This is a genomic window from Chryseobacterium sp. NG-CE01, from assembly GCF_055695505.1.
In genome coordinates, this window is sequence record NZ_CM146369.1 from 53,048 (window position 1) to 76,357 (window position 23,310).

Here is a 23,310-nt window from a genome sequence, read left to right on the forward strand (position 1 = left end):
CATTAAAAATTTAAAACCATTCCTGCCCCAAAATTTTTACCATCCGCAACCGGATAAATCATGGTAAAACTTTTAGAATCTTTTTTATTAAATAATGTACTTATTCTCGGATACAGCCAGTAGGCCAATTCTGTACTTAAAATCCCGAATCCTGCGCCAGCCACAACATCGCCCACCCAATGCTTGTCATTGAGCGTTCTGTAAACTCCTGTAAAAATGGCAATCGGATAACCGGAAAGAGACAGCCAGAAATGTTCGTATTTATATTCCCTGAAAAGGAAATGAGCCGATGAAAAAGCGGTTGTTGTGTGTCCTGAAGGAAATGAAAGATGATTGGTGCCATCCGGTCTTTCTTCTTTGATGATATTTTTCAACGGAAGAACAAAAGCTGCTGAAATTACCTGTGAAGTCCCGTAGATGATTGTACGGTCTTTAAAATTATGTTTTCCTTTAATTCCGACAAGATTGTATCCGTACACCATTACTGCCGGAAGATATTGGGTGTAGTTATCCAGCTTAATATGTCGCGGCTGATGCTCCCCGATTTCATATTTGGTAGAACGGTTAAGGTTTTTCAAGGCATCAGAAGTAAGGCTAATACTTCCATATCCGATAAAAACAGCCGGAACGATGAGCTTTTTATAGCTTGGCTGATAGGCTCTGTCCTGATACTTCAGACGTTCATCGGATACGGAAGAATCTGCTTTGATCTGTCCGTTCACAGAATAAGAAAAGATCAAAGCAGAAAAAATTGTGATAAGTGGTGGTTTCATAGGTTATTATCTGAACCTTAAATTTAAGGAAATAATATCAGATTTCATCCCTACAGATTTTGTATAATGTCCATATCTTATTTCCAGCATATTCAGGCGTCCCACTCCAAATAATCCATTCTTCGGACTGATGCGGATCCCGGCTCCGTAAAAATGGCTGTTAAATTTTGAAAGGTCATAATTACTCGTATAGAAATCATCGAAAGCCGTATGCTCCTGGTAAGGTGCAAAATATTTTGTTGCAGTCTGGGAATAATACCTGTAAAACGGACTTACCGAAACAAAAGGCGAAATCTTCACCGGTGTTTCCAGGCTGAAGGTGTTGGGTTTCAAGCCCCAGTCGTCGGTGTAATATCGATAATAAGCTCTCAGAATTACTTTATCTCCCAGGAAATAATTAGCTCTCAAACCTACAGGAATTTTAAACCTTTTATCCGGCAGTGTTTCCTGATGCACCGAATTATCATGAAAATACACCCTGTGAAAAGGCAGGCTTAAATAGCCTGTCTGCTGAACGGCATCTCCTAAAATCTCGATCTGAAAATTCTGATTGATAATCTGAGAATATGCCAGAGAAAGTGCAAAAGTATTTCTTCCGCTCGTACCGTAGCTTTCATTTGTTCTTAATTCGATAGGTGCAATAAGCTTTACCTGGTCCAGATACGCCTGGAATTTAGCGGTAAATTCTCCCATCCGGTCTGCAGTTTTCTGTGAAAAGCCGATGTTCGCGCCGTAAGACTGATAATCATACTCGAAGGAGGTAGAAATTCCGGCCATCAAGGTTGTCCCTTTGGATGCATTTTCGCGGCTCCAGCTTAAAGCAGGATAAATTCTGTTGTCTGAATGAGATGCGGACGAATTGGCTTTCAGATCGATCATATCGGATGAAGCAGAGGTGTAATGGTCTATTCCTACACTGAACCCAAATTTGTTTTTCCTGTCTTTTTTATCATATTTTACCATCGTTACATCAATGGTGTTGGAGATGTCGGTAAGTTTTTCAGTACCTGTTCCTCCTGTAACGGCAGAGTTATTGCCGTCCTGTTTATAGTAGCTTGAAACCAGGTTGGCTTCATCAAATGTCAGTTTCTTAGGCTGTTCGCTATTGGTGTTTTCCTGTGCTTTTGCATTAAAAATTCCGAAAAGGGCAACTGCACTTATAATCAATTTTTTCATTTTAGATCACTTTAAAATTTACAATTCCTCTTTTTTAATTGCAGCCGCAACCGCCGCCTACTTTTCCTGCATTTGCTCCTGAAGAGCCTTCCCGGTAAGACTGGAAACTGAGCTCAGTTTTTTCGATAGGCCTGTTTCCGAGTACCATTTCGGCATCGTTGAGCTTATTTTTTTCATACTCTTTTACGGTAGTGCAGGAGTTCAAAAACGGAATTGTGAATATTGAAAGAATAGCAATCATTCTGTAATTTAAAGCACTGAATCTTCGCAGCCCGGCTTGAACGGACTCTTCGACAAGCTCAGAGTGACAAGCGGGAGTGGAAGACATAAATGAAGCAAAAACGAATGTTTTTTCGAAGTTTATGAACGAAGTTCTTGGCTGCCCAAATAAATATTCGACAAGCTTTTGATTATTTTTTATAAGGTTTTTCATTTAAGTTAATGTTTTGAGATGAATAAATTTTGTCCCGATCGTCTATAATGATGCATTCCAAATGGTTGATCTGGTTGATCATATTGAGCGCGGCATCAATTCCCATAATACTTACGGGCGTTGCCATGGCATCTGCAATTTCGGCGTTGGGACAAAAAATGGTAACACTTTTGACACCTGAAACAGGCATTCCGGTTTTGGGATTGATGGTATGCGAGTATTTTTTCCCATTGATGATGACGAATTTTTCATAGTTCCCGGATGTTGCAATTGCCATGTCGATGATATTCATATAGGAAAATGGCTGTTTGGCGTGGTCCGGATCTGCAATTCCTATGGTCCAGGGTTTTCCGTCTGCCTGATTTCCCCATGTCGTAAGATCACCGGAAGCATTGACGATCCCTGAAGCCACGCCTCTTTTCTGAAGAAGCCTTTTTGCCATCTCCGCAGCATATCCTTTTCCGATTCCTCCGAAACCGATCCGCATTCCTTTTTCTTTAAGAAAGACAGCCTGACGGTCATGATCAAGGATAATATTCTGATAATTAACGAGTTTAAGATGATCTTTAATATGTTCAGGATCAGGAAGCTTTTTCATTTCACGGTCGAAGTTCCAGAATCTTTTATCAATTCCGCCGTAAGAGATGTCAAAATATCCGTCTGTAACGGAACTTATTCTTAGACTTCTTTCAATGAGGTCGAAAATTTCCAGGTCTACCTGTACAGGCTGAATTCCTGCATTTTTGTTGATAAGGCTGGTCTGGCTTTCGTCATTGAAAGTAGTAAGAAGTTTTTCGATCCTTCTGATTTCATGAATGGCTGCATCAATGTGATCATCAGCTTTTTTTTCTTCATTCTCTACCACGGTAATTTCAAAAGCATTCCCCATGAGTTTATGAGGTCTTTTGAATTCTCTTAGCATACGCGTCAATTTATTTTTGATTTTCTTTTACCGAACGGATTTCTTCACTGAAAGCCAATGCATTTTCAGAGGGCAGTCCTTCCCAGCTTTTCAGAATTTTCCCTTCTGCATTTAACAGAATTGTATAGGGAAAAAGACCTTTTGGATTATACTGATCGGCTAGTGCGGCATTTTCTTTTTTCATCTCGGCAGAAAGCTGGTTCTTTTTGTTTCTGGGAAAATCTGCATTGATGTAAAGAATGACGTTTTCAGCTTCGAGCTTTTTAAAGTCTTCGGTTTCGATGATATTTTTATGCAGCTTGATACATGGGATGCACCAGTCTGAGCCTGAAAAGTTAAGCAGAATAAGTTCTTTGTTTTCTGCTGCTGTTTTTTTGGCAGTTTCCAGTCTGCTCTGCGCATGGAAACCAACGGAAAATACAACCATTAAAATGGCTGATAATAATGTTTTCATTATGTAAGTTTTATAATGATTTTAGAATTGATGATGGATTTGATTTATTAAATCAAATTTTAAATGAAATTAGGACATAAAATTCCTCGGCGGTTCCCATACGGAGCCTGCAAACCCTTTATAGCGGAAGTCTTCGTCTTTTGCCGGTATCTTATTTAACGTAACTGTTGTAGGACAGAATTTCTGGGTTCAAAGCTGAATCCCGGATTGATCACGGTAAATACCAAAGCCAGCGGTGTGGAATGGATGATGAAAGGCAGCTTCTGATCTTTGCCGTCATCGCCGTCTTTTACCGGATGGTTGTAATGGGTTTTCAGGAATGCAATGAGCGGCATTTCCGGATTGAGCTTTTTATGCTCGCAGTAGTGTTCTATTAAAGTCGGGATTTTCAAAAGCTGATACAATTCGGTTGTAGAAACCAAATATAATGAGAGGAACAGTATGGAAATCAACTTTTTCACCTCTCAAATTTATAAAATGTTTCGTTTAGAATGACTTTAAATTAACATTTTAATATTTTTTTAAGTTGCTGTATATATGGCTTTATTTTCAATGCGGGGGGATTTTCGAAGGTCTATTTAGATTCCCGCAGATCCCTTGGAATCTGCGGGATTTTTGCAGGGTTATTCTGCATTTACCATGGTTTCCTTTCCTTCAGACGGGGAATGTGATTTGGAGAATGTACTGAGAAAGGTGATGGTTGTTCGGTTACCGTTTTTGTCTACTTTTATCACAATGGATTTGCAGCAGGGGGATGCGCTGAAATGGTTTTCGTAGCGTGTTCCACATTTAAAGCATTCGGTAATGACGGTTTCGTTTTTTTCCATAGTTATGTGTTAGTTTTTATGTGTTCGTGATAAATTTAAATATTTTTTTGATATGGTAATTGTTATAGTCAATTAGTTATCAGTCTGGAGTTTATTGATGAGTGATACTTTGTAGAGTGCGTCGATAACTTTGTTATCATTTACTTTTCTCTTTCTCACATTCCTTATGTATGCGGGATCTTTCGGTTCTTTTTTGAGAATGATATTGACGGATGTAGTGTAGCGTGCCGGCAGCCACTGCTCAATGAAATCAAGCTTTTCGCCGGTTTTCTCGTGATGAGAGGGATTCATCAATGTGCTCATAGAAGTGAATAATTTTTGTTTAACCTTTTTTCGTAATTTTGTGTCTGTCGGATAAGACATTTTAAAAGCAAATATACAATTATATATTTAAAAACAACATATTATTGAATTTTTAACAATATTTTGTTGTTTTATTAAAAAAAGAAAAAACTCAATATGAAAATCTACGAAAAGATCCGCGAGTACAGCAAGAGTAAAGGTGAAACCATGAAGGAAATTGCCGATGCTTACGGCGTGACACCCCAGTCGATTCAGCTTTATTTTTCGGGAAAAAATGCAATGCCTCTTAATTTTCTTGTGTGGTATATCGAAAAACACCCTGATCTGGATCTGTACGCACTGTTCAATAAAAATCTGTCGAGTGTGGTTGCTGAACCTAAGTCTACCTACAGCAAGAAGTCGAAAAAGCAGGACGTTATTGACAGAATTGTAGAAATCCTGGAAAAAGAACTGTAAACGGCTGTAATGAAGCTTTCTAAAGTCTTATGATAATATAATATCTCAAATTGAATGAATTGTAAGATTTATGCTTTTCATACAATTATTAATGATTATTTAGTGAAATGCTATTCTGTGAATGTTAAATTTTAGTAAATTAAGGGCGTTTATAGTAGTTTTAATTTTTAATGAACTACCTTTATCGTGATATAGAAAAAACTACATTTTTTTATAATTATGTATTACATTTTTGTATATCTATTGTTTTAATGATCAGGATTCAACAAATATATCAGAAGGTTTGTAATCAGGATTCCGGTATTCAGGCGGATATGTTCGCCGGCTACGCTGTAAACTTCATGTATCATCATAAGTTTATGAATTTCGGGGTGAACAGTTATTCAGTTATTTTATTTTTAGTTAAGGATTAGAATCTTTTTTTTGGTATGACAAGCAAAATCATCGGTGTAGGGAACTACATACCCTCAGAAACCATCAGCAATTTATTTTTTGGTAATCATGTATTTCTAGATGAAGAGGGCATCTTATTGAAAGACAGTAATGAATCTATTACAAAAAAGTTACAAAAGATCACAGGTATTGAAGAGAGAAGGTATGCCGGCAGCACGCAGGTAGCTTCTGATCTGGGTCTTATTGCGGCACAGTCTGCAATAGAAGATTCGGGTATTGATCCTGAGACTCTCGACTATATAATTTTTGCCCACAATTTTGGCGACGTGCGTTTCGGAACGATACAGTCTGATACGGTTCCGAGCCTGGCTTCCCGCGTAAAACATTCTTTAGGGATAAAGAATAATTTCTGCGTGGCATATGATGTTCTTTTCGGATGTCCTGGATGGATTGAAGGAATGATCCAGGCCAATGCTTTCATCCGTTCGGGGATTGCTAAAAGGTGTCTGGTAATCGGTGCAGAAACACTTTCCCGGGTAGTTGATATCCACGACAGGGACAGCATGATCTATGCAGACGGAGCAGGAGCGGTCATCCTTGATGCCAATGAGGCGGATGATTCAGGAATCAAGGCTCATCTCTCGGCTTCTCATACGCTGAACGAAAAGGATTTCCTGTATTTCGGGAAATCATATAATAATGAATGCTGTCCGGATACGAAGTATATTAAAATGGACGGAAGGAAAATCTATGAGTTTGCCCTTTCCAATGTTCCGGCTGCAATGCAAAAGTGCTTTGACAGCAGCGGATATTCGATCAATGATCTGAGTAAAATCATCATTCACCAGGCCAATGAGAAAATGGATGAAGCGATTGTGGAAAGATTTTACCAGCTGTACGGCATGAGCGCTCCTTCCGGAATTATGCCAATGGTAATCAGCAAACTGGGGAACAGCAGCGTAGCAACAATCCCTTCTCTGCTTACCATGATCCTGAACGACGAGCTGGAATCTCATACGATAGAAAAAGGCGACGTTGTTCTTTTTGCATCCGTAGGAGCAGGCATGAATATCAACGCACTTGTTTACAAATTTTAATTGTCATTGGTATCCGCTTTTATCACCTAAAAATATATTTTTGATAATCAATCATTTAAATTAACTGTAGTATATATATTTTTTGTATATTTGCAGAACAAAACAGGTTTCTGCCTTTGCTATTCTGTAGAGCATAGATAATATTTTCTTTCAGTTTACTTTTTCAGCCACCATTTAGTTTTAACAATCAAGTCAGAGCACAAGGCTTTTGACTTACCAATAATTTTTTAATACCATTTACAATGCAAGAAGGCACAGTAAAATTTTTCAATGAAGCAAAAGGCTTCGGATTTATCACTCCTGCAGACGGAAGCAGAGATGTTTTCGTACATTCATCCGGATTAATCTCAAGATCTATCCAGGAAAATGACAGAGTAGTTTTTGAAGTTCAGCAGGGCCAGAAAGGCTTAAACGCTGTGAACGTAAAGTTGGCGTAATGCCGAATGTCAAGGTATTGACAGTTGAGATCAAAAGGTATTGACGAACTTTCTCAGTTAGCCAAATCTAGATAATATCCGATTTTATCGATTTTTCTCATCCTGAATATATTACCTGAAACGACATTATTGAATTGATTTAATCTTATTTTATATATGTCATCAGCCTCCCTCAGAAATGCGGGAGGTTTGTTTTTTTCTCTACTTATTGGGATAAAATAGTTTTCCTGTTTTTAGCAATTTATTTATCTTCGTTTTTTCAACCATAATATTTTAATTTTGCCGCCAGAAACATTAAATATGCCAATCAGTTCTCATAAATTAATTCCTATGACAGATTTTGTTATAGAATATTATTCCCATGAAGGATATGCGGATCTGCAGACCCTGAAACTGATGAATAACTATGCTAATTTTCTTAAAAAGCCTTTGACACTGGGCATGTTCGTACCGGTAGACAGTAAGGGAAACATCCTGAAAGAGCCTAAAAACTATTCTTCATGGAAATCTCTTGAGCACAACAGAAAAGGAACGAAAACTGACGGAACGGCATTCGAAGAATATAAAATTTACCGTAAGGCAGAAGAAAAATGCCTCTTCGAAGGATTTACAATTGCATATAACGGTTATTCCGTAGTACGTATTACCGCAACATACAATCCTTCCATCGAGCTTTCATTCAATAAAAATGATAAAACATTTCAGAACTTCAGTAATGTGGAATCACTGACGTCGTTTGATGAAATATTTTTAAATGCGAATGCGTTGAAAAAACTCGGTTTACGCCCATAAGTATTGCTAAAGCGTAAAAGAATAGAGCCTTTTTTAATTTTAATCTTTTAACATTAAGCAATTAAGTCCTTTAAGCTTAACTTACTAAAATTCTTACTGTTAATTTAAGAATAAACAATTTTTTTTTAATTTAGAAATTAAGAAAAAGCTATAAAAAATGTATTAAGCAAATTTAAAATAAGTTCTTAATTTTTTACCGCTTTTCCGTAAACATCAAGTGCTCTTTTCCTGGCGAAAGCATGTTCTACAATTTCCTCTGCATTAATTTCATCTTCGGTAAGCCATTTTCTAATGTATTTCTGATCTTTATCAAATTTTTTCGCCTGCTCAGACGGATTAAAGACCCTGAAATATGGAGCTGCATCGCATCCGCAGCCTGCCGCCCACTGCCAGTTGCCATTGTTGGATGACAGTTCGTAATCCAGCAGTTTTTCTGCGAAGTACGCTTCGCCCCACCTCCAGTCGATCAACAAGTGTTTAGTGAGGAAACTTGCCACTACCATTCTTACCCGGTTGTGCATGAAACCGGTTTCGTTCAACTGACGCATTCCTGCATCAACCATGGGATATCCGGTCTTCCCTTTGCACCAGAGATCAAATTCTTTTTCGTCATTTCTCCATTGAATCGCTTCATATTTTTCTTTGAAAGAATGATTGACGACTTTCGGGAAATGATACAGGATCTGCATAAAGAATTCTCTCCAGATCAGCTCATTCAGCCAGGTTTCATTGTGTCTCATGGCAAAATGAACACAACTGCGTACCGATATGGTTCCGAAGCGGAGAGCCACGCCTAAATGAGTCGTATGTCCCATTCCCGGAAAATCTCTGTATTTATCGTAATCGTTAATAATCGATCTGTTTAGCGTAGGATGTACAAATTCCAGATCTGTCTTTTTAAATCCGAGATTTTCAAGATCAGGAAACCTTGCAGGTCTGTACGAAAGAAAGTGAGAAAAATCTGTTTCGAAATTTTCAATGCGGGTTCTGTTGAGAAGTTCTTTCCATTTTTTTGAATAAGGCGTGTAAACCGTATACGGCGTACCGTCGTTTTTCATCACCTCATCTTTTTCGAAAATCACCTGATCTTTGTAACTTTTAAAACCGACCTGATGGTCTTTAAGAAAATCCGCTATCTCCTGGTCCCTTTTAATTGCTTCGGGTTCATAGTCTGCATTACAGAAAACGGTATCAACCTGATACTCTTTTATAAGTTTTTTAAAGGCATCCAGGGGTTTTTCATGGAAAACGGAGATTCCGCTATTGTGTTTTTCAAGTTCTTCATGGATTTCTTTCAGAGCCTGGTGGAAATAATCTACCCTTTTATCGTATTTGTTTTCCAGCTGATCCAAGATCTCTTTATCGAAAATAAAAACAGGAAGCACTTTATGCTCTTTCTTTAAAGCATGATAAAGCCCGCAATTGTCCTGCAGCCTAATATCCCTGCGGAACCAGAATACATTTACTTTATACTTTACTTCGGTCATAAATATTATTGATTGAAGTGTTTTTCGAGCACTTTGAAACGATAATCGAAGATATGTTGGAGTTTGCTTTTTACAAACAATACATGCGCAATATCTCCGAGAAAGCCCAGAGGAAGTTCATAATCAACCGTATCTTTCATTAAGACGCCGTGTTCATTTTCAATAAATTCATGATGATGATTCCAGAGTTTGTAGGGTCCTTTCTTTTGGAAATCGGTAAAGCTTTTTCTGAAATCTACCTGGGTAATTTCTGTTTTCCATTTCATTTTAATGCCCAAAATTGGTGAAACGAAATAATCGATGATCATTCCTTCGTATATTTCATCATTTTCAAACTTTGTGCGCACCACGAAGTTCATGTCTTTGGGGGTAATTATAGAAAGATTACCAGGCGCGGAGAAAAACTCCCAGGCTGTTTTTATATCACAATGCAGCTGCTGCTCGCGGAATAATGTATGTCTCATATTTTTTTCAATCAAATACAATTAAAGTACCACAACATTAAATTACAGAATAAAAAAGTAAAATAAATTACTAATACTGCAAATTTAATATATTATTTTTTAATACAGTAATTTTTGAATTGAGAAGCTGTAAAATATCGGGCATATTTAATGGTAACTGTATCATTATCCAGAAAATAAGTGGGTTCAAAATAACATCCCTGAAACAGATCACTTACCGGGTATACGTGGAATTTATATTTTTTGCCTAAAACGATTTCTTTGCATTTCTTTCCTTTTTTATCTTTGAAAGTTTCAATAATATCATTGTTGTCAGCAACGAGAATTTTAACCCTGTCGTTTTCGTAAACTTTTATGATTCTTCTCTTTACAGTAAATTTATTAGAACCACAGCCTGTAAGCAACAAAGCAATAAGCAAGAGAAACACATGATTCTTCATATTAATTATAAATCCACATCAGGACAGGAGTTTTTGATTGCTGCAAGAGCGGATCGATTTCTTTCATAGCATTATTGGAAACGGTAGGACAGCCCCATCCTTCGGGAGATCCTTTCGGAAAGCATTCTTCATCGCCCATCAGTTCCCATGAGTGAAACACAATAACTCTTTTCAAAGCGTTATTATTGGTATCTTCCAGTCCATGCATGAGATATTTAATATTAATTCCCCAGTTGCTGTACCCTCTTCCCTCAAGCCTGTATTTCCCTAAAGAAGAAAGATGGCTTCCATCCTCATTACTGAACTGTGGCTTATCGCGCGATTCATCAGCGCTCCACCGATTGTTTCCGCAACCGTGGCCTACAAGATAAGATGCAGTAATATTTTCCTTTTTAAAGTCCCAGAGAAAAAGCCTCTTCAGTCCCGAATGCATACTCATGTCGATCAGAATACAGAAATCGGTACTCAGTTGATTCTTTTTACAGAATTGCAGGGCTTCAATGGCTTTTAGACTTATCTTTTTAAGATCGGCCTCAACCTTATATGCAGAAGTCTTTTGTTCGGTTAAAAAAGTTCCGGAGCTGTTTTGTTGCTGTTCTTTCTGACAGGAAAGAGATGCGTACAAAAATACAATCCCCAAATAAAAGATCTTTCTCATTTTTTATAGTGCAGAAATATCCCGTAGTCAGTAGGCGTCCACAATGCAGCTTTTTGTCCGGCCGCTTTCAGTGCATTATTTGCCCAGGTATTGCAGGTATCAAGGAAGCTGTATCTGCCTTTAGCATCATAAAATGCATCATTTTCCCCATAGACCGCGTTGGTGGGAATCAGGATATAGTTTCCATTCTTATCTGTATCAAATTTATTTTCCACAAATTGTACGAGCTGCTTATACTGATTTTTGCTGATCATAATCATTTTACAATCGTCACCTTGTTTCATTTCTGCGTAATAAGTACAATGCATAGCAGATTCGCTAAGCCAGAAAGCGGCTTTGAAAGCGGTTGAAAATTTAAGATCGGCCCAGGTAGGCGTATCCAGATAAAATCCCTTGTCGCCCCAGCCAATGCCTATGAATTTATAGTCTGATTTTCCGGATTTTGTATTGGTAAAGGGAATTTTGGAGCTCCAGTCATGAAGATCATTTTTTACAGGCATTACAATATCGGTATGTACTCCGTTGGTATAAATATAAATAGGAATCTCTTTCTTTTGTCCGTCCTCTTTTTCCGAAATTTCGATAAAGGGGAGCAAATATCCTAATGCTACGTACAATGCAACAATACCAACAATAATCCCTACAGTTTTCAGAATGATAAACACCATTTTCTTCGCAGTCATGCTTATAAATATAGTTAATAAAATTTAATATTAATTTTCAAAAAAATATTGGATGTAAGTAAATTTTTCTCTAAATTTAAGTACAAAATGTTCACAAATATGCAGAAAAACGCTAAATCCAACAAAAGATTTAAAATAAGAGTAAAAGTAGCTCCGAAAAGAGTTCAAAAAAAACGTTGATTTTCATGGGATAAAATAATCTCCGGAAGTCAATTTTCTTTTTTAGAAACTATTCTATTTATTAAGTCTTGCCTCTTTAAATACTGATTTAAGGATTGGCCGTTTACCCTTTTTACTTTGGAACCTCAATAATTCCAGACAGGAGATTATCTCTAAAAATTATCCAGCTTATTCCTGCTTTCCAGAAATTCGATATTTCTTTTTAGTCCGGAAAACTTTGTCCTTTTAACAGGAGATTTCCTGAAGATTTCCGAAAACAGTTCCTGGGTGAGTTCTTTCCACTCTCCTTTTTTAAAATTTTTCAACGCTTCGTTCGGAACAAATTTCTTTTGTTGTGTGGGTACTGAAAACCGGTTCCATGGACAGACATCCTGACAGACATCACAACCAAACATCCAGTCGTCCATTTTATCTTTAAAATAATCGGGAATTTCATTTTTCAGCTCAATCGTAGCGTAAGATATGCATTTGCTTCCATCAATCAGCTTATCGGAAACAATAGCTTTTGTCGGACAGGCATCAATGCATTTTCTGCAGGTTCCGCAATGATCTGTCGTTGCGTGATCGGGACTCAGCTCCAGATCGCAGATAATCTCTGCGAGGAAATAAAATGATCCGTTCTGTTTGGTAATCAGATTGGCATTCTTGCCCACCCAGCCTATTCCTGACTTTCTGGCCCAACTTCTTTCCAACACCGGCGCCGAATCTACAAAAACCCGGAATCCGAACTCACCGATCTCCTCCTGCAGCCCCGAAACCATATCCCTGAGAATTTCTTTAATAACCTCATGATAATCTTCAGCATAAGCATATTTGGAAATTTTGAAGTTGTCCAGCGTGGAAATTTTTTCTTCAGGAAAGTAATTATAAGAAAGAGAAATCACCGATTTTGAACCTTCAACGAGCAGCCTCGGATCCAGTCTTTTATCAAAATGATTTTCCATATATTTCATTTCGCCATGAAAATTATTTTTCAGCCATTGTTCCAGCGGTTTTGCATCTTCTTCCAGAAAATCGGCCTTAGAGATACCACAGCTCTGAAAGCCAAAACTTTTTGCCCTGGTTTTTATCAACTGTGAATATTTTTCAGCGTTTGAATTCATGATTTTACCTTGCAAAACTAAGATTATTTTATAAATTTGTTTGAGATTTGAAGATTGAATTCCTGTATAATTGTTTTCAGTCATTCATTTTCAACAAATAACTCTAAAATATTACATATGTCTTTATCAGAAGTTTTAAAATCAGGAAATTATGCATTAATCGACGTTCGCGAACCTATGGAACTGGAAATGGACGGAAGCATTGATGGTGCTAAAAATATTCCTTTAGGAGAAGTAGAAGACAGACAAGAAGAGATTTTGTCTATTGAAAAGCCGGTGATTATTTTCTGCAGAAGCGGAAACAGAAGCGGAAAGGCTTTAGAATATCTTAATTCTCAAGGACTGAAACAAGGCTATAACGGCGGAGGCTGGGCAGAGCTGAAGCAGGCTATAGAAGCAAATCAGGGAACTTTTTAAAGTTCCTTTTTTTATCTAAATATTTTTTGAATGCAATTGAGAGAAAAATTTTCAACGCTCTGCTCCACATTCACAAACGATCAGAATCTTATTGAAAATTTGTGGATGGAAATTGAGAAAAAGTATTCCGAAAAGGGAAGATATTATCACAATTTTGAACATTTGCAAAACATGTTTCGTGAATTTAATGATGTAACAGCTGCTGTACAAGATTATACGGCCATTGCTTTTTCGGTGTTTTATCATGATGTAATCTATAATGCTTCTTCAAAATCGAATGAAGAAAAAAGCGCGGGTTTTGCAGAGAAACATTTGCAGCAAATTGATGCAGAAGAAGTCTTTATTAAAAAAATTTCTCAGCAGATTATGGCTACGAAGTTTCATCAGCAATCCGGAGATGCTGATACCAATTATTTAGTGGATGCTGATCTCTCGATTCTCGGCCAGGAGTCCGAAAAATATTTAGATTATACTCAAAAGGTAAGGAAGGAATATTCCATTTATCCTGATTTCCTTTATAATCCGGGGAGAAAAAAAGTACTGCAGCATTTTCTGGAGTCAGAAAGCATTTTCAAAACAGAATATTTTAAAGAGAAATATGAGCAGCAGGCAAGAAAAAATATTCTTTCGGAAATCGAATATTTAAATTTTGGCTGAAGCCAAAGCTGGAATTTTTAAAGTAAAGCGGGCTAAAGCCCGCTCCTATTGCTATTATAGCAGTTCTATTTAACGATTCCCGGTTTATGGAATCGTTTTGACTTCACATATAAACTCTCCCGATTTTTTCAGAACAACTTCAGGAACTTCTTTATGCGGTGTGTGGCCAATATCGGGAATAATGAATTTTTCGGAAGTTCCGCTGAGCCCTGAAAGTGTTTTCTCAACCTGATGTAGGGTTCCATATTCGTCATTTTCGCCCTGAATAAATAATAAAGGCGCCTGAATATCCTGAAGCAGATATTCTATATTCCAGTTTCTGAACCTGTCACTCAACCATATTTCCGTCCATGCTTTTACCATCATTTCCACTTTCTCACCGTGATATTTGGCAAGACGTTCGGGAAGATTAGTTGTTGTATAGGCATCGAAGGCATCCTGCACACCTTTTACGGTAATGTTTTCCACGAAAATATGTCCGGCTTCACAGATGACAGCTTTTATTTTTTCAGGGAATTTTGCAGCTGCTATTAAGGCAATAGTTCCGCCGTCGCTGTGACCGAAGAGGATCGCTTCCGTGATATTTAGTGTTTCAAGCAAATCGTTCAGGACATCTGCTTCGGTTTCCATGTAATCATTACTCCGTTCATGAGTATCCATAGGGAATGATCTACCATACCCCAAGCGGTCGTATACTAAAAGATTACATTCTGTTTCTGCAGCCAACTTTTCGGGAAAATCCCTCCAAAGCTGTACTGATCCCAGTGAATCATGTAAAAAAACAATTGTTGGCCGATTTTCGAATGAATCATTGTATTCTACATAGAGCTTTTTACCTTTTACATCAATAATTCTTTCCTCCATGAATTTAATTATATCACCGGATTTCCTGTGTTTCTGAATTCTTCCAATAAGTTATTGAATACGGTTTCTGCAGGAAGTACTTCATCAATCAATGCTGACACCTGCCCGATTTCAAGCTCGCCTTCATCCATATCACCTTCGAACATTCCTTTTTTGGCTCTAGCCCGTCCAAGGGAAGCGATGAGAGATTCTTTATTTCTTCCGGTATTATAGATTTCCTCAAGGTCGTTGAAGAATTTATTTTTAACCATCCTTACGGGAGCCAGCTCTTTTAGGGTGAGATGCGTATCTCCTTCCTGTAGCTCGGTTATTTTGTGTTTCCAGTTATCGTGCGCGCTCGCTTCGGTAGTTGCGGCAAAGCGGGAACCGATCTGTACTCCGTCTGCTCCGAGAATCATGGCTGCTTTCATCTGGGAACCCAACGCGATACCTCCGGCTGCGATCAATGGTTTCGAAATATGTTTTTTCACATTCGGAATAAGGCAGAATGTTGTGGTTTCATCTCGTCCGTTATGGCCACCGGCTTCAAAACCTTCTGCAACTACGGCATCAACGCCTGCTTCTTCACACTTGATAGCGAATTTGGTGGATGATACTACGTGAGCCACCTTTAGCCCTTCCTTCTGTAACGTTTGGGTATAGGTTTTTGGATTTCCGGCTGATGTAAAAACAATCTTTACACCTTCTTCCAGGATAATCTGTATCACTTCATCCAGATTCGGGTAGAGCATAGGAACATTCACTCCGAAAGGTTTGTCTGTTGCCTGCTTACATTTCCTGATATTTTCACGTAAAATGTCTGGATACATGCTTCCTGCGCCAATAAGTCCCAAGCCACCGCAATTGGATACCGCAGAGGCGAGCCTCCATCCCGAGTGCCAGATCATCCCTGCCTGGATAATAGGATACTGAATATTAAAAAGTTGTGTAATTCTGTTTTGACTCTCCTGCATATCATGAAGTTTTTTTGCCGAATTGAAATCTATAAAATTGCTCATGCTGTAAAAATAATAAAAACTAAGATTTAGCGGGAGTTTTAAGCACAAAAAAACCTTCAGAAAATTCTGAAGGTTTCGTATTATTTTTTGATTGAATCTTTCTTCCAGTTCCCTTTAAAAGCACAGCTGTCGTAACGGCCGTCTATGGAAATAAATGTTGTAGTCAGTTTAGAATTTACAAATTTTTCAACCATTTCATTTCTTGTTTTGTTGAGTGCCATTTGTTTGATTCTGTCATAATCTGTCTCCAGGGTAATCTGGTGCGAAGGAATTACATCTTCTATTTTTATGATCTTTACAACTTTTCTGTCTCTTTCATCCTTATCATCAAATGCATTGGTAATATCGCCTTTGTTAAGGCCCGCCAACTCATAGCTGATAGCTCCGGGAACCGATTCTCTTTCGATTTTGCTTGAACCGTCTGCTCCCGGGATGACTCCTGCATTGAATTTTGTTCTTTTGTCATCCGAAAATTTAAAAGCGGCATCTTTAAAGGTTATTTTCCCGCTGGCAATCAATCCTTTGATACTGTCTAATTTTGCTTTTGCCGTTTTGATCTCTTCATCGGTAGGTGTTGCCATTAAAAGAATATGCCTTGCGTCGTAAATCTTTCCTGATCTTCTGACCAGCTGTATGATATGATATCCGAATTCGGATTCTACAGGGTCAGAAATTTCGCCTTCCTGAAGATTCAGGGCCGCGGCTTCAAAAGGTTTTACCATCTGGCCTTTGGAAATATTTTTCATAAGTCCTCCGCTTGACGCAGATCCAGGATCCTCGGAATAGATTCTTGCCTGGCTTTCGAAACTTTCGCCTCCTTCGATATCTTTTTTAATCTTCTTCAGTCGGTTGATAAGATCTTCTTTGTGAGCCTCAGTAAGCTTAGGATACATCATAATCTGTGACAAAGAAATCTCATCTTTCACTTCCGGAAGCTGACTCTTGTACATATTATAGAAATCCGTTACTTCATTAGGAGTAACGTCTGCTTTTTCCGTAATTCTCTGGTATTTTGCCTGTCCGTAATATTGATCGGTATCGATTTTCTCGATGGCATTTTTCATTTCGTATCCGTTTCGGAACTTGTAGGCCGTCAGCATTGTTTTCTCATCGGGAAACTGTGACAGTAACTGCTGATATTTTGCATTGGCCTGCTCTTTAATGGCAGCAGAACGGTTTTCAATCAACGTATCTTTTCTTGCTTCATACACGAGAAGCTTATTGTTGAGAAAGTTTTCCAGAAACTCACACTTATCTATATTGGTTGCTCCCTGCTGCTTGGCGTAGTTCATCTGTTCATTTACGTCAGACTCCAGAACAATTTCATCACCGATCACAGCAGCAATACCATCCACTAAATCTCCTTGTTTCAGCTGAGCATTCATCGTATTTGCACCAAACAAGATGATGAAAATTCCAAAAAGAAAAGTGATCTTAAGTTTATTTATCATTTTACTATTTTAAACAAGTTGCAAATTTAGAATTCTTAATGAATTACACTAAATTTTTTATTATAAATATTTCTTAAAAAAGACCTGTTTATTGTAGTTCGACATCAAAAGTAGTCAATTCTTTAAACTGTCTTAATCTCTCGAACATATCGGCTTCGTTTACTTCTTCGATTCTTTCGGTTCCGAATTTTTCAACAGTGAAAGAGGCCATTGCAGAACCTACGATAAGTGCAGATTTCATGGTTTCGAAATTTGTTTTGCCTTTTTTGGCCAAATAAGCTGCAAAACCTCCTGCAAAAGTGTCTCCCGCTCCGGTAGGATCAAAAACCTCTTCTAAAGGAAGCGCAGGAATAGCAAATACTTTACTGTCATGGAAAAGCAAAGCACCGTGCTCCCCTTTTTTAATGATGACATATTCCGGTCCCATTTCGTGGATCTTTTTAGCTGCTTTTACTAACGAATATTCTCCTGAAAGCTGTCTTGCTTCTTCATCATTAATGGTGATCACATCTGTTTTGGCAATCATATCCATTAAGATATCCCATGCGGTATCCATCCAGAAATTCATGGTGTCGAGGATTACCAGTTTCGGACGGTTGTGCATTTTTTCCAATACGGAAAGCTGTACACCCGGATGAAGGTTTCCCAATAATAAAATCTCCGCATCCTGCATAGACTCAGGAATTTTAGGATCGAAGTTTTCAAGAACGTTCACTTCTGTCGCCAATGTATCTCTTGTGTTAAGGTCATTGTGATATTTACCGGACCAGAAGAATGTTTTTCCTTCTTTTACGATTTCAATGCCTTCGATATTTATATCTCTGCCGGTAAACATATCCAGGTGTTCCTGCGGAAAGTCGCCTCCCACTACTGAAACAATCCCTGATTTCACCCCAAGAACAGAAGAAGTGATCCCGATGTATGTTGCCGCACCTCCCAAAATTTTATCTGTTTTACCAAACGGTGTCTCGATTGCATCGAATGCAACACTTCCTACAACTAAAAGTTTCATATTTTTTTCAAAGTATATTTAAGAGTAATTAATTTTTCCATTCAAATGTATCAAGCAGGTGCTTCATATCTTTTTTGATATAATCTACTGCGGGTGCCAGAGAATCCGGCTTCGGTCTTGTGTTGAAATATAAATAGGCCGTCACAAAGTGTTTTGTACTATCCGTAATATAAAACTGAAGGTTTGAAGCACTTTGACCTTTCAGCTCATAGAAATTCCCGTACACTTTTTTATCAGGATATTCAAATGACTTGGTATCAATAGCGCTTGCTTTTATAGTATGTTCGTACACCATTTTTTCAGCTTCCTGAATGTGGGCGGCAAAATCATTCTGTATCGGATAGTACGTTACGAAGATTTTAGCTTTCATTTTGGGATAGCTCAGGTAGTACCAGCAGGGCTTTTTGGCATCTGTAATTTTTGCAAAATCAGAATATTCAAAAGTATAGGCACAGTTGTTTTCAAACTTCTGATATTTCGGTGCGGGATATTCCAGGCGAAGCTCGCCGTAGGGCTTCGGAACCGGGTCTTTGGAACAGGACACCATTACCAGTGCAATAAAAATAAAAATGGCGTTTTTAAACATTTTGCAAAAGTACAAATTAGATTTCAGATTTCGGAAGACAAATTTCAGCATTTCAATCTGTAATAGTGATTTTTACACTGATGTTTTAATTACACTATAACCGCAAAACTTTAATTTAAGCCAAAATTATTTAACATTAAGATTTTATAAGGTTTTAAAGAAAATATTTTAAGGGCATTTCTTAAATCCGGATGGTAAAATGGAGTTAATTTCGTGAACAAGTTTATAAACAAAAAACGAACTTTAAAAAGTCCGTTTATTATTTAATTGATCTAAAACTTCATTACATCCTTTACAACTCCGTTGTTCTGCGTATGCTGCAGCAATTCCGTTTCGATAAAAGATTTTATTGTTTCTTCGGAGCCGTTATTAGGAAATAACAGGTGAACATTAGCTCCCGCATCCAGTGTAAAAAATAAAGGCAGACCGGTTTCTTTTCTGAACTCCCATATTTTATTGATCACTTCAAGGGTTCCTGTTTTCATCAGGATAAATGCAGGATCACTCATCATCATCATCGCATGGAGTGTTAATGCTTCATGCTCTACGAGTTTAATAAACTTCTGTAAATCTCCTGCGGCGAGAATTTCTTTCATGGGTCCAAAATTTTCTCTTGCTTCCTGAAATCTTCTGTCGGCGTAGGGATTATTGTTCATCAGGCCGTGGCCTACTGTTGAGGAAACGCTTTTCTGCCCTTCATGGATAAGCAGAACCCAGTCATTAAAATCTTTAAAAATTTCATGAATTTCTTCGTTGGGATACTGAACCGCAAAAAGATCCGAGCTTTCTTTTATCTGACATTCTCCCCAGACAACGAGTCCGTTGTACAGACTTCTGCAGGCGCTTCCGCTTCCCAGTCTTGCCAGGAAAGACGCTTTTCTAAGAGATTCTTCTTCAGAAGTTTTTCCTGAAAAGTTTTCGTCCAGTTGCATCAGGCATTTAGCAATCGCCCCGAAGCCGGAAGCGGAGCTGGCAATTCCTGAGCTGTGAGGAAAGGTATTTTCCGTTCTGATAATATATTTCCCCTTTAAAATCCAGGGAAGGTATTGTTCTATATTGCTGAAATATTTTTCAATTTTCGCCGCAAATTTAGGTTCTTCGTTACCTGCTAAGAAAGTCTGAACGGAAAACGGTTCATTTGCTGAAAATTCTATGGTGGTATTGGTTTTACAGTGGCTTAATGTATAACTAATGCTCGGATTCGCAGGAATCTGATTCTCGTACTTGCCCCAATATTTGATCAGTGCAATGTTGGACGGGCAGCTATCCGAAACCGTCTGGTTGTGTATGGTAAATTCATTATTTCCTAAAAATTCCTGTGTTGTCATAATTCTGTTTTTGTCAATAAGCGCCAATATTCAATCCTGTTTTCAGTACATTTCATCAATGAGGTCTGCGTATTTTTTAAGAACCACATTTCTTTTCACTTTCAGCGTAGGCGTGATCTCTCCGGTGTTGATCTCAAATTCTGCCGGCATCAGCGTAAACTTCTTCACTTTTTCGTAATCAGACAGATGTTCCTGCAGTTCTTTGATTTTCTGTTTATAAAAATCGTTCACCTCTTTGCTTTTCACCACTTCCTCCCAACTGGTAAAAGGAATATTATTCTTTTTAAGGTAATCTTTCAAAAACTCGAAATTGGGTACAATAAGCGCCGAAGCAAATTGTCTTCCTTCCGCGATCATTACGATCTGCTGGATAAAATTATTATTGGTGAGGAGATTTTCGATCTGCTGCGGAGCAATATATTTCCCGTTGGATGTTTTCATAAGGTCTTTCAGACGATCGGTGATGGTAAGATTTCCTTTTTCATCGATCTTTCCGGCATCACCGGTTTTGAACCAGCCGTCTTCGGTAAAAACTTTCCGGGTGTCTTCGGGGTTATTGTAATACCCTTTCATAATTCCGTTTCCTCTGGCCTGAATTTCATCCTGATCTCCGATGCGGATTTCCACTCCCGGAAGCGGCTTTCCGCTTGTTCCGTGTTCGAAATGGATGAATGGAAAAAGCGTAAGCGTAGCCGTAGTTTCCGTGAGTCCGTATCCTACCGTAACATGAATTCCTACGGATTCAAAAAAACGGGTTACTTCAGGAGATAAAGAAGCTCCTCCGCAAGGTAAAAACCACAACCTTCCTCCCATCCTGTCTTTAATTTTGCTGAAAACCAGCGTTTCTGCAACGGTTTGTTTCATTTGTAAACCGAAAGGAATGGGTTTTTCATTCCGTTTCAATTCTGCAGTCTCCCAACCTGTTTTTACGGCCCAGTCGAAGATTTTTTTCTTTAATGCTGAACCTTCTTCGGCCTTTTCCAGCACACCGGCATAGATTTTCTGAAAAAACCGCGGAACGGCACACATCATTGTGGGCTTTACCTCTTCTAATGTGTTTGCAATATTTTTAGGATCTTCAAGAAAATATACTTTTGCACCGCCATACAGACAAAGCAGGCTCCAGCTTCGCTCGAAAACATGGCTTAACGGTAAAAATGCGAGTGAAAGTTCTTCCTCAAAATTTTTAAATTTAAAAAATTCAAAATGCGCATCGAAAGCTTTGATGAAATTTCCGTGGGTAAGCATCACCCCTTTCGGCGTGCCGGTAGTTCCGGAAGTATAAATAAGGGTTGCGACATCATCGTTTTCTTTAGCACAAAATTCTGCTTCTGCCGGCAACTTTGCAATAAAATCTTCCAGGTAAAAACTGCTGAATTCTTTCTTGATCCAGACTGCTTTTTTAGAAACAATGATCGTTTCGAGGCTGCATTCTTTTTTATGTACAATTTCAAGGCACGCATCATACTGAGCCTGATCTCCTACCAAAATAATTCTTGACCCCGAATCTTTAATGATATACTCTGCCTGCTCTGCGTTATTGGTTGAATAGATGGGAACCGTGACCGCACCCAATGACAACGCCGCCAGATCAAAGATCATCCACTCCGAAGAGTTATCGGAATAGATAGAAACTTTATCGTTTTCTTTTATCCCGGCTTCTTTTAAAGCATTGGCTGTTTTAAAAATAATTTCCGAGAATTTCTTCCAGCTGAGCTCTTTCCATCCTTCCTTCTTTTTTTTAAATCCGATTGCAGATTTCAGGGGGTGTTTTTCTATATTTTTTTGAATGATTGCCTCCGCAAGATTCATTGTTTCGCCTTTTTATCGTTAATATAATTCTTAAGGTGGAAGTCTATGGTTTCTTCCAGCGGAATAAAGGTGTAGTTCAGCCTTTCCTTTACTTTCCTGTTTGATACTATTTTCATCCGGGAAATCGCTTCCACATTTGATTTGGTGACCATTTTAAGTGGCGGGATCAGCCATCCGAAAAGCGTATTGGCCACTATTCCTATATTAAGCTGGAATTCTGAAAGTATTTTTGCTTCTTTCAGGCCAAACTCTTTCCTGATCTGTTTTGCCAGATCAGCATATTTTTTGTTTTCAGAAATAATAATGAACCGTTCTCCGAAAATATTCCTTTCCATCAGTTCAATTGATATTTCAGCGACATCTCTTACATCTGCATAGCTGGTTCCTCCTGAAAAAGTAAAGCTGTTTTTTTCCATCGTAGGGAATATGTCGCCGCTGCTGTTTCCCCAGTTTCCGCTTCCAACGATCATTCCGGGGTTTACGATAACAATATTCATTCCTTCGGCAGAGGCTCTCCAGGCTTCCATTTCGGCAAGATGCTTTGAAATCGCGTAAGCAGAATGATCTTCTTTGGGATTGAAATCCGAATCTTCATCGAGCTCGCCATATTCATTATCAATATCAAGGACAGCAATGGAGCTTACAAAGAGAAATTTCTTTACTTCCGATCCTTCGCAGGCGTACAAAAGATTTTGGGTTCCTTTTACGTTGGTATGATACATTTCCTTATCATCCTTTGGGTTAAAACCTACTTTGGCCGCGCAATGGTATACTTCTTCAACACCATGCAGTGCATCCTGAATCGACTGAATGTCATCAAAATCTACATTCACCCATTCTATTTTATTAAAAAAACCATCGGGATTCTCCGTATAAAATGAATAGGAATGTTTTACATCGTCTAAATTGCTTGCGGCCCTCTTTGCAGCGCGAACGTTTTTCCCTTTTTTAAGAAGTTCCAAAACGATGACCCTGCCGAGAATCCCGGTAGCACCCGTTACAAAAACCATCCGTTATATTTACTTGGTTGACTCATTTATGTTCACATTCTCCGTATTTGCAAATTTGCGATTTTTAACGGAGAATTCCATTTTTAAATCGTTCTAA

Annotated in this window: 28 protein-coding genes; 6 read left to right on the plus strand and 22 right to left on the minus strand. The window is 38.2% G+C overall.

Going from position 1 to position 23,310, the window contains the following annotated elements; translation table 11 throughout:
• Nucleotides 1-2 precede the first annotated feature (2 nt).
• The 8 genes from ACYT6F_RS00265 to ACYT6F_RS00300 all read right to left on the minus strand — a co-directional run bounded on the left by ACYT6F_RS00265 (nucleotide 3) and on the right by ACYT6F_RS00300 (nucleotide 4,888).
• Entirely contained in the window at nucleotides 3-773 is a 771-nt protein-coding gene (locus tag ACYT6F_RS00265) for a phosphatase PAP2 family protein (protein ID WP_472599346.1), read from the minus strand.
• 6 nt (nucleotides 774-779) lie between these two features.
• Nucleotides 780-1,949 (minus strand): DUF3570 domain-containing protein, encoded by a 1,170-nt coding sequence (locus tag ACYT6F_RS00270; protein WP_472599347.1) that lies wholly within the window; start codon nucleotides 1,947-1,949, stop codon nucleotides 780-782.
• 34 nt (nucleotides 1,950-1,983) lie between these two features.
• A complete protein-coding gene (locus ACYT6F_RS00275; protein ID WP_472599348.1) occupies nucleotides 1,984-2,382 on the minus strand; it encodes a DUF4266 domain-containing protein in 399 nt (132 codons plus the stop codon).
• Nucleotides 2,360-3,304, minus strand: a complete 945-nt coding sequence (locus tag ACYT6F_RS00280; protein ID WP_472599349.1) for an FAD:protein FMN transferase — start codon at nucleotides 3,302-3,304, stop codon at nucleotides 2,360-2,362. The genes ACYT6F_RS00275 and ACYT6F_RS00280 overlap by 23 nt, the downstream gene beginning before the upstream one ends.
• Before the next feature lie 10 nt (nucleotides 3,305-3,314).
• Complete coding sequence (locus ACYT6F_RS00285) at nucleotides 3,315-3,758, minus strand: thioredoxin family protein (RefSeq protein ID WP_472599350.1); 444 nt, start codon at nucleotides 3,756-3,758, stop codon at nucleotides 3,315-3,317.
• Nucleotides 3,759-3,913: 155 nt separating this feature from the next.
• Entirely contained in the window at nucleotides 3,914-4,219 is a 306-nt protein-coding gene (locus ACYT6F_RS00290) for a hypothetical protein (RefSeq protein ID WP_472599351.1), read from the minus strand.
• A 162-nt stretch (nucleotides 4,220-4,381) separates the two neighbouring features.
• Complete coding sequence (locus ACYT6F_RS00295; protein ID WP_472599352.1) at nucleotides 4,382-4,585, minus strand: hypothetical protein; 204 nt, start codon at nucleotides 4,583-4,585, stop codon at nucleotides 4,382-4,384.
• Between the two features lie 72 nt (nucleotides 4,586-4,657).
• The gene (locus tag ACYT6F_RS00300; protein WP_472599353.1) at nucleotides 4,658-4,888 is read right to left on the minus strand and encodes a hypothetical protein; all 231 of its coding nucleotides are present in this window, start codon (nucleotides 4,886-4,888) and stop codon (nucleotides 4,658-4,660) included.
• Between the two features lie 156 nt (nucleotides 4,889-5,044).
• Between ACYT6F_RS00300 and ACYT6F_RS00305 the strand changes: the two genes are divergently transcribed.
• The 4 genes from ACYT6F_RS00305 (at nucleotide 5,045) to ACYT6F_RS00320 (ending at nucleotide 8,063) form a co-directional block, all read left to right on the plus strand.
• Nucleotides 5,045-5,344 carry a hypothetical protein gene (locus tag ACYT6F_RS00305; RefSeq protein WP_472599354.1) on the plus strand — a complete coding sequence of 100 codons (300 nt, stop codon included), beginning with the start codon at nucleotides 5,045-5,047 and terminating at the stop codon, nucleotides 5,342-5,344.
• Nucleotides 5,345-5,772: 428 nt separating this feature from the next.
• Nucleotides 5,773-6,834, plus strand: a complete 1,062-nt coding sequence (locus tag ACYT6F_RS00310) for a 3-oxoacyl-ACP synthase III family protein (protein ID WP_472599355.1) — start codon at nucleotides 5,773-5,775, stop codon at nucleotides 6,832-6,834.
• Between the two features lie 242 nt (nucleotides 6,835-7,076).
• A complete protein-coding gene (locus ACYT6F_RS00315) occupies nucleotides 7,077-7,271 on the plus strand; it encodes a cold-shock protein (protein ID WP_169229630.1) in 195 nt (64 codons plus the stop codon).
• A gap of 330 nt (nucleotides 7,272-7,601) precedes the next feature.
• Nucleotides 7,602-8,063 (plus strand): hypothetical protein, encoded by a 462-nt coding sequence (locus ACYT6F_RS00320; RefSeq protein WP_472599356.1) that lies wholly within the window; start codon nucleotides 7,602-7,604, stop codon nucleotides 8,061-8,063.
• Between the two features lie 185 nt (nucleotides 8,064-8,248).
• On the opposite strand, the gene ACYT6F_RS00325 is transcribed toward ACYT6F_RS00320, so the two are convergent.
• From ACYT6F_RS00325 to queG, 6 genes are all read right to left on the minus strand, one after another.
• Nucleotides 8,249-9,550: a cryptochrome/photolyase family protein gene (locus ACYT6F_RS00325; protein WP_472599357.1), complete on the minus strand. Its 1,302-nt coding sequence runs from the start codon at nucleotides 9,548-9,550 to the stop codon at nucleotides 8,249-8,251.
• 5 nt (nucleotides 9,551-9,555) lie between these two features.
• Nucleotides 9,556-10,014: an SRPBCC family protein gene (locus ACYT6F_RS00330; protein WP_472599358.1), complete on the minus strand. Its 459-nt coding sequence runs from the start codon at nucleotides 10,012-10,014 to the stop codon at nucleotides 9,556-9,558.
• Nucleotides 10,015-10,106: 92 nt separating this feature from the next.
• Entirely contained in the window at nucleotides 10,107-10,454 is a 348-nt protein-coding gene (locus ACYT6F_RS00335) for a hypothetical protein (protein WP_472599359.1), read from the minus strand.
• 1 nt (nucleotide 10,455) lies between these two features.
• On the minus strand, nucleotides 10,456-11,112 hold the full coding sequence (locus ACYT6F_RS00340) for a murein L,D-transpeptidase catalytic domain-containing protein (protein WP_472599360.1): 657 nt from the start codon (nucleotides 11,110-11,112) through the stop codon (nucleotides 10,456-10,458).
• On the minus strand, nucleotides 11,109-11,795 hold the full coding sequence (locus ACYT6F_RS00345; RefSeq protein ID WP_472599361.1) for a TIGR02117 family protein: 687 nt from the start codon (nucleotides 11,793-11,795) through the stop codon (nucleotides 11,109-11,111). The genes ACYT6F_RS00340 and ACYT6F_RS00345 overlap by 4 nt, the downstream gene beginning before the upstream one ends.
• Before the next feature lie 332 nt (nucleotides 11,796-12,127).
• Nucleotides 12,128-13,078, minus strand: a complete 951-nt coding sequence (gene queG / locus ACYT6F_RS00350) for a tRNA epoxyqueuosine(34) reductase QueG (protein ID WP_472599362.1) — start codon at nucleotides 13,076-13,078, stop codon at nucleotides 12,128-12,130.
• 117 nt (nucleotides 13,079-13,195) lie between these two features.
• Between queG and ACYT6F_RS00355 the strand changes: the two genes are divergently transcribed.
• Both ACYT6F_RS00355 and ACYT6F_RS00360 read left to right on the plus strand, forming a co-directional pair.
• Entirely contained in the window at nucleotides 13,196-13,495 is a 300-nt protein-coding gene (locus ACYT6F_RS00355) for a rhodanese-like domain-containing protein (protein ID WP_472599363.1), read from the plus strand.
• A gap of 30 nt (nucleotides 13,496-13,525) precedes the next feature.
• Entirely contained in the window at nucleotides 13,526-14,152 is a 627-nt protein-coding gene (locus tag ACYT6F_RS00360; protein ID WP_472599364.1) for an HD domain-containing protein, read from the plus strand.
• Between the two features lie 84 nt (nucleotides 14,153-14,236).
• Here the strand turns inward: ACYT6F_RS00360 and ACYT6F_RS00365 are convergent, their stop codons facing one another.
• The 8 genes from ACYT6F_RS00365 to ACYT6F_RS00400 all read right to left on the minus strand — a co-directional run bounded on the left by ACYT6F_RS00365 (nucleotide 14,237) and on the right by ACYT6F_RS00400 (nucleotide 23,213).
• Nucleotides 14,237-15,016 (minus strand): alpha/beta fold hydrolase, encoded by a 780-nt coding sequence (locus ACYT6F_RS00365; protein ID WP_472599365.1) that lies wholly within the window; start codon nucleotides 15,014-15,016, stop codon nucleotides 14,237-14,239.
• A gap of 8 nt (nucleotides 15,017-15,024) precedes the next feature.
• Nucleotides 15,025-16,014: an NAD(P)H-dependent flavin oxidoreductase gene (locus tag ACYT6F_RS00370; RefSeq protein ID WP_472599366.1), complete on the minus strand. Its 990-nt coding sequence runs from the start codon at nucleotides 16,012-16,014 to the stop codon at nucleotides 15,025-15,027.
• An 80-nt stretch (nucleotides 16,015-16,094) separates the two neighbouring features.
• Nucleotides 16,095-17,465, minus strand: a complete 1,371-nt coding sequence (locus tag ACYT6F_RS00375) for a peptidylprolyl isomerase (protein WP_472599367.1) — start codon at nucleotides 17,463-17,465, stop codon at nucleotides 16,095-16,097.
• Nucleotides 17,466-17,553: 88 nt separating this feature from the next.
• Nucleotides 17,554-18,477: a PfkB family carbohydrate kinase gene (locus ACYT6F_RS00380; RefSeq protein WP_472599368.1), complete on the minus strand. Its 924-nt coding sequence runs from the start codon at nucleotides 18,475-18,477 to the stop codon at nucleotides 17,554-17,556.
• 28 nt (nucleotides 18,478-18,505) lie between these two features.
• Complete coding sequence (gene gldD, locus ACYT6F_RS00385; protein ID WP_472599369.1) at nucleotides 18,506-19,063, minus strand: gliding motility lipoprotein GldD; 558 nt, start codon at nucleotides 19,061-19,063, stop codon at nucleotides 18,506-18,508.
• A 272-nt stretch (nucleotides 19,064-19,335) separates the two neighbouring features.
• Nucleotides 19,336-20,391 (minus strand): diphosphomevalonate decarboxylase, encoded by a 1,056-nt coding sequence (locus ACYT6F_RS00390; protein WP_472599370.1) that lies wholly within the window; start codon nucleotides 20,389-20,391, stop codon nucleotides 19,336-19,338.
• A gap of 42 nt (nucleotides 20,392-20,433) precedes the next feature.
• Nucleotides 20,434-22,203 (minus strand): AMP-dependent synthetase/ligase, encoded by a 1,770-nt coding sequence (locus tag ACYT6F_RS00395; protein WP_472599371.1) that lies wholly within the window; start codon nucleotides 22,201-22,203, stop codon nucleotides 20,434-20,436.
• Nucleotides 22,200-23,213: an NAD-dependent epimerase/dehydratase family protein gene (locus ACYT6F_RS00400; protein ID WP_472599373.1), complete on the minus strand. Its 1,014-nt coding sequence runs from the start codon at nucleotides 23,211-23,213 to the stop codon at nucleotides 22,200-22,202. The genes ACYT6F_RS00395 and ACYT6F_RS00400 overlap by 4 nt, the downstream gene beginning before the upstream one ends.
• Between the last annotated feature and the right edge of the window lie 97 nt (nucleotides 23,214-23,310).